Genomic DNA, 6,454 nt, shown 5'->3' with positions numbered 1-6,454 from the left:
TTTGCTCTGAACCAGCTGAGCTAATCGCCCGTATAATATTTATACTTTATTTCTTAATGAACGTCTTTGGACTTTCTTCTGAGCTAATCCGACCCTCCCGGTTGTACCGGGATGCTCTGAACCAGCTGAGCTAATCGCCCGTGTTGCTTTCCCTTAAAAGCGTTGCAAATATATATCAATGTTTTTTTCTGGCAAATAAAAACGCTGTTTTTTCTGAAAAAAATACAGAAAAAAATTGAGCCGAAAATATCGGCTCAATTAACACAAACAATAATAATGCTTTAACTATTCATGAATTAATTCTTTAGCCCGTTCTAAAATTGCACTATCGTCTAAAAGAACAATTCCTCCATCAGGTCCTGGTTCCATATGAATACCTACTGATTTGCCATTGATATAATTTGCACCTCCAAAATAATTCCTGACGGTCTCTACTTCAACATTGAATTCGCTTGCTAATTGTTGCATGGTACCGTCAGGTAAACTGTCTTTGATTTTGCGGAGTTCATTGAAAGTTATTTTCTTCGTCATGGCATAAAATTTTATTAGTTAGAAATAACGTTTACTTTACATTAATGTCCCATAAATTTAAAAGATTATTTCTAAAAGAAAAGTGCTTTACAATAGGTTCATGCTATTTTTTTTCAGCCACTAACAAAAGCAGCTTTCATATACCCGATCTTGTTTGCTTTATTTGTAATGGTTACGCTGCTATTTTTCTTTAATTGAAGAAAAACAGGCAACATATACTTTAACATTTTTTAATAATCGCTGTACGAGAAACTGCCTTCCAATTGATAAATGGCCTGCTGAAGTTCAGGTCGAAAATTCAGATCGAATAATTTGCTGTTGTTTCGCGTTGGGTAAACCCTGTTCGACATAAAGATAAACAATAGCTGATTTTCAGGATCTGCCCAGGCAAAGGTGCCGGTATAACCGCTATGACCAAAACTTGCCGCACTGGTTTCCGGTGCAGGATAGGCATCCTTTAACTCGTTTTCTGCATTATCGATATATGGCTTATCGAAGCCCAGCCCCCTCCGATTGTCGTTATCAGGATATTGAATGCCGGTAAACAGCTCAATGGTTTCGGGCGAAAGGTACCTAAGATCACCATAAACACCTTTTTGCAAATAAAACTGCATAATCTTAGCCAAGTCGTTGGTCGAACCAAATAAACCTGCATTACCTGAAACACCGCCCATCATGGCAGCTCCTTCATCGTGTACAAAGCCACGCAAAACGTCTTTTCTGAAATATACATCATCTTCGGTTGGTACAAAACGGCTCTGCGAAAAATACCGATAAGGATTATAACACACAGTTCCTGCTCCCAAAGGGCGCAAAAAACGTTGTTGCAGATACTGTTCATAATCACCTTCAACCAGGCGACCAATTAAATCAGGCATACTATAGAATGCAAGTCCTGAATACACATACTCCTTCTTGTTCAACAATTCACTTTCACGTATTTCACTATATATCTTACGCTTATAGTTTTGATGAATGTAATAATTCATGGAGATCCTTAATGGAAAAGAGGCCGATGGTTTGTCACGCACAATGCTCCTTCGCACTTTGTTGTTTGCCTTATAAACTTCGAGATAAAAAGGGATCCAGGGGCGAAGGCCGGCTTGATGTGCCAGTATTTCTCTAAAAGTGATTTTTTCCTTGTTGCTATTTAAGAAATCGGGCCAGTAGCGGCTGTACGGGGCATCCAGATCAATCCGTTGTTCTTCGGTGAGCTTCATAATCAGCGGCAGCGGGCCTGTGATTTTTGTAAGCGAGGCCCAATCGTAAATATCATCTGTTTTCAATACCCGTACACTGTCGTAAGTATGATATCCGTAGCTATGATGAAAAAACACCTTTCCTTCTTTAGCAAGCAAAACCTGACATCCAGGAAAAATCTTCTCTCTGATGCCATAAGCAGCAAACGAATCGACAAGTGCTTGCAAACGCTCCTCATCATAACCAACTTCAGCGGGAATGGTATACTTTAAGCGCCCGTTTTTTTTTACTTCAACTCCATCTCCTTCACGATATTCTGCATTAATAGAAACCGGCAGGGAAGCATCACTTCCAATGGCTCCAAAAATTAATTGTGCGGCATAGGTCTGCGACGCGTAAGCCGATCCATAGGTCACAATCAGTGCCGCAGCATCCTCTATGCCATCGAAATACTTCAACGCATAGGGATTTGCAAAAAAGGAAAAAACCGTTTTGCGTTTCGACAATTCCTGAACCATTTTGCGGTGAAGGGGAAGCACCCCGTAACTGTTTGCTGCCGACAAGCGGGTACCATGAACTCCGGCAATCAGCAAATCATAATTGTTAAGTTGCTTCAACAAAGCATTCATTTCATCGTCTGATGCATCAGTTCCGAGTGTAAAATGATCCAGTTCAAGGTAATTTTCAAGGTAGCGCTGGAAGGTCGTTTCCACTCCACTTCCAATGGCCACCGTGGCTACATTGAGCGTATCAAGTCGTTGCAAAGGCAACAATTCATTATCATTTTTCAAAACCGTCACAGCGTGTTCATACAGATACCTCGCAGTTAAGGAATATTGTGAACTGTTGATCTTTGCCGACAAACCGTCAAGTGTAGTCGGTTTATAGTGATCGAGCCCGAGCCACTTCTTACTCATTAACACCTTATGACACTTTTCATGAATCAATTCTTCTGACAAGTCACCATTTCTGCAGGCCTCCTTTACTGCCGAAATTACAACATCGGGCTGCAGTACAAATTCAACCACATCGACACCGGCCTTTAAGGCCTCAACTGCTGCTTCACCTTCGCCGAAATGGCTGGTAATTCCCTTCATGTTCATGCCATCGGAGAATACAAGGCCTTTAAAGCCCATTTCATCACGCAGTATTTTCGTCATAATTTCAGACGAAAGCGTAGCCGGCCTTAGCGACGCATCGACTTCGGGCAGTGCAATATGCGCACTCATGATGCCATTAATTCCCTCACCAATCAAATGCTTAAATGGCAGAAGATCGATACTGTCGAGCGCTGTTTTATTGCGTTTAATGATTGGTAGGGTAACATGTGAATCGTAAGCGGTATCACCATGACCGGGAAAATGCTTGGCACTTACAAGAATTTGCTCATCCTGCAAGCCACGGGCAAGCTCCCAGCTTTTAGCAGCCACCTTGTGGGGATTTTCACCAAACGAGCGATAATTAATGACCGGATTGTATGGATTGACGTTCACATCGGCAACAGGAGCAAAATTCAGGTTGACACCCAGCGCCCTGCATTGCTGCCCTACCTCCCGGCCCATCTGATAAATTAGCGTATCGGCTGCCAGTGCTCCCAACGACATGGCATAAGGATAGCGAACCACCGAATCGAGCCTGAATGATAATCCGTTTTCTGCATCGAGCGCGATGTAAAGCGGCACCCGACTTGCTGCCTGAAAACGATTAGCCAGTGAGGCCAGTTCGTAAGGTGAGGATTTCAAAAACAAGACCCCTCCTACTTTCTCATTCCGAATCCAGTCAAGTATGCGTTCTTCATTCCCTTCGACCCGCTCGCTTGTTACCATGATAAGCTGTCCTATTTTTTCCTCCAGGGTCATTCCGGCAATCAACGAATCAGCCCACCGGCTGTCGACTGACAAAAACGGAGGATTGACATCCTGCGCCTTTAACTGATAGAAAAAGAAAGAAAGAATAAGAAAGGCCCCTATTTTATGCATAATATTTAAACGGTTTTGCATCATTTAAGATTAAACGTAAATTTAGAAATTTTAGATCAGCATTGAATGATGATAAAACAAAACATTCTTCTCTTTATTATACTGCTTTTAACCGCTTTTAACGGATGCAAAGCACAAAGCAGCGATAACAAACTGATTACCGGCGCAATGCAACCCGAGGCCTATCTTCAGCTGCTCGAAGGAAAAAACATCGCGCTGATGGTGAACCACAGTTCGCGACTCGACAGTATTCACCTGCTCGATTTTCTGATAAGTAAGAAGATCAGGATCGTTCAACTTTTTGCCGTTGAACATGGCATACGCGGCGAGGCTGCCAATGGAGAACTGATCGATGACAACACCGACCCACTGACAGGAATCCCAATTATTTCGCTCTATGGAAACAAGAAAAAGGCAAGTGCCGGTGACCTTGAAAACATCGACCTGGTTCTTTTTGACATGCAGGATGTAGGCTGCCGTTTTTTTACCTATTTAAGCAGCTTGCATTACCTTATGGAAGCCTGTGCTGAAAACGATGTCCCACTGCTGCTGCTCGACAGGCCCAATCCCAATGGTGATTATATCAACGGACCAGTGCTCCAACCTGGCATAACTTCGTTTGTTGGCATGCATCCCATTCCGGTTGTTCATGGATGTACGCTGGGCGAAATGGCGCAAATGATCAATGGAGAAGGATGGCTGAAAAATAGCATACAATGCGAACTCACCGTGATTCCTGTTAAAAATTATGACCATTCACAAAACTATATCCTGCCGGTAAAGCCATCGCCCAACCTGCCCAATCAGTTGTCGGTGCGACTCTATCCATCGCTTTGCTTTTTTGAGGCGGCCAATGTGAGCATTGGCAGGGGAACACCTTTCCCTTTTCAGGTAATTGCCTATCCGGGTAATGAAGACGGAGATTTTACCTTCACACCGGTAGCCATTCCCGGAATAAGCATGGATCCGATTTTTGAAAATGAACTTTGCAGGGGCATCGATTTGCGTCAAAACGAAACCCCGCCCAAATTCACCCTTTCCTATTTCATCGACTTTTATCAGCGGTATCCCAACGATCAACAGTTCTGGAAAAGCAAGCGCTGGATTGAACTGCTTTCGGGTGATCCCAATTTCTATGAACAGATCAATGCGGGTCTTGGTGAAGAAGAAATTAAAGCCGGCTGGCAGAACGACCTTCAGAAATACAAGCAACTAAGAAAGAAATATTTACTTTATCCCGATTTTGAATAAGATGCAGGCATCAGGTTTATTGATCATTTTTCTGTCCTATTTCGCGTTGTTATTGCTGATTTCCTACTTCATCGGGAGAAACAGCCATTCAAATACCTTTTATAACGGCGATCGGAAATCGCCCTGGTTTGCCGTTGCATTTGGAATGATTGGAGCCACCCTTTCGGGAGTTACCTTTGTGTCGGTTCCGGGAGAAGTAGGAAACAGTGCCTTTCACTATTTTCAGTTTATACTCGGTAACTTTGCAGGTTATATCCTGATTGCCACCCTGCTTCTTCCGTATTATTACCGTAAAAACATTGTTTCGATCTACACTGTTTTGAACGAAAAGATGGGCAGGGAAGGCTACCTGACGACTTCGGGCTTTTTTATTCTTTCAAAAATTGTGGGAGCAGCCTTTCGGCTTTATTTGGCCGCACTGGTGATTCATCTTGCCATTGCCGAAGCGCTGAAGCTGCCTTTTGGCCTGACAGTTTTATTCTGCCTTTTGATCATTTGGCTCTACACCTACAAGTCGGGAATTAAAATGGTGGTGTGGTCCGATACAATTCAAACCGTGATTTTGCTTACTGCTGTTGTGCTAAGCATTGTTGCAATCAAAAACCAGACAGGATTGGGTACTTCTCTTCTGATCAATAAGGTCGTTTCGACAGTAGACACTTCAATATTCGATTTTAACTGGCGCTCGGGCAATAATTTCTTCAAACAGTTTATAGCAGGTATTTTTATGACCATCGCACTCAATGGCTTCGACCAGGATATTGTACAAAAGAACCTTAGCTGCCGTAACAGCAGTCAGGCCCGCAAAAACATGCTTGTATTCAGTTTACTGTTTGTCGTTACCGTATTTATCTTTCTATCGCTGGGAGCGCTGCTTCATTATTATGCAGGACTAAAATCGATTGCAATACCAACACAAAGCGACCAGTTATTTCCGACCATTGCCTTAAATCATTTGGGGAAATGGGTGGCTGCGCTGTTTGTTCTGGGCATTTCGGCAGCTGCCCTTTCGAGTGCCGATTCGGCCACAACTGCACTCACCACAGCATTCAGTATCGACTTTCTGAAGATCGATCGTTTTCCAGAAAACAGGCAGCAAGGTATACGAAATTGGATTCATCTTGGATTCAGTCTGCTTTTGTTTGCAGTGATCATGGCCTTTTATTATCTCAACAATCAAAGTGTGGTGGTAGGAATTTTTAAAGCTGCCGGTTATACCTATGGCCCAATACTCGGCATTTTTGTATTTTCATTTTTCAACAAAAGAAAACCTCTTCTTAAAATGATATTTCCAATAGCTTTTATTTCCCCACTGCTCACCTGGGGATGCACCATCATCACAAGCTACCTTATTGAAAATTACCAGTTTGGTTTTGAATTAATCGTAATAAATGCCTGTTTCACTTACATTCTCTTAACAATTTTTTCAAAACGATATTAATTTTGTTAAAATTCTTTAAAAATAAATGACGATTTAAAACGTTCATTTATTA

Annotated in this window: 4 protein-coding genes; 2 read left to right on the top strand and 2 right to left on the bottom strand. The window is 42.4% G+C overall.

Annotation, left to right across the window (positions count from 1 at the left end; translation table 11 throughout):
• Positions 1–285: 285 nt before the first annotated feature.
• Positions 286–531, bottom strand: a complete 246-nt coding sequence (locus FHS86_RS09185) for a DNA-binding protein (protein ID WP_429412713.1) — start codon at positions 529–531, stop codon at positions 286–288.
• 230 nt (positions 532–761) lie between these two features.
• The gene (locus FHS86_RS09180; protein WP_429412712.1) at positions 762–3,710 is read right to left on the bottom strand and encodes a glycoside hydrolase family 3 N-terminal domain-containing protein; all 2,949 of its coding nucleotides are present in this window, start codon (positions 3,708–3,710) and stop codon (positions 762–764) included.
• Positions 3,711–3,776: 66 nt separating this feature from the next.
• Here FHS86_RS09180 and FHS86_RS09175 point away from each other — a divergent pair, with 66 nt between their 5' ends.
• Both FHS86_RS09175 and FHS86_RS09170 read left to right on the top strand, forming a co-directional pair.
• A complete protein-coding gene (locus FHS86_RS09175) occupies positions 3,777–4,961 on the top strand; it encodes an exo-beta-N-acetylmuramidase NamZ family protein (protein WP_429412711.1) in 1,185 nt (394 codons plus the stop codon).
• 1 nt (position 4,962) lies between these two features.
• Positions 4,963–6,402, top strand: a complete 1,440-nt coding sequence (locus FHS86_RS09170; protein WP_429412710.1) for a sodium:solute symporter — start codon at positions 4,963–4,965, stop codon at positions 6,400–6,402.
• Positions 6,403–6,454: the final 52 nt, after the last annotated feature.

Origin of the sequence: Roseimarinus sediminis (assembly GCF_050433125.1) — a bacterium.
GTDB lineage: Bacteria > Bacteroidota > Bacteroidia > Bacteroidales > Prolixibacteraceae > Roseimarinus > Roseimarinus sediminis.
The sequence above is the reverse complement of the archived record's forward strand: the minus strand, read 5'-3'. Positions and strand labels throughout refer to the sequence as shown.

Coding starts and splice junctions, on each gene's coding strand:
- FHS86_RS09170 (WP_429412710.1), top strand. CDS start 4,963: ATGCAGGCATCAGGTTTATTGATCATTTTTCTGTCCTATTTCGCGTTG.
- FHS86_RS09185 (WP_429412713.1), bottom strand. CDS start 531: ATGACGAAGAAAATAACTTTCAATGAACTCCGCAAAATCAAAGACAGT.
- FHS86_RS09175 (WP_429412711.1), top strand. CDS start 3,777: ATGATGATAAAACAAAACATTCTTCTCTTTATTATACTGCTTTTAACC.
- FHS86_RS09180 (WP_429412712.1), bottom strand. CDS start 3,710: ATGCATAAAATAGGGGCCTTTCTTATTCTTTCTTTCTTTTTCTATCAG.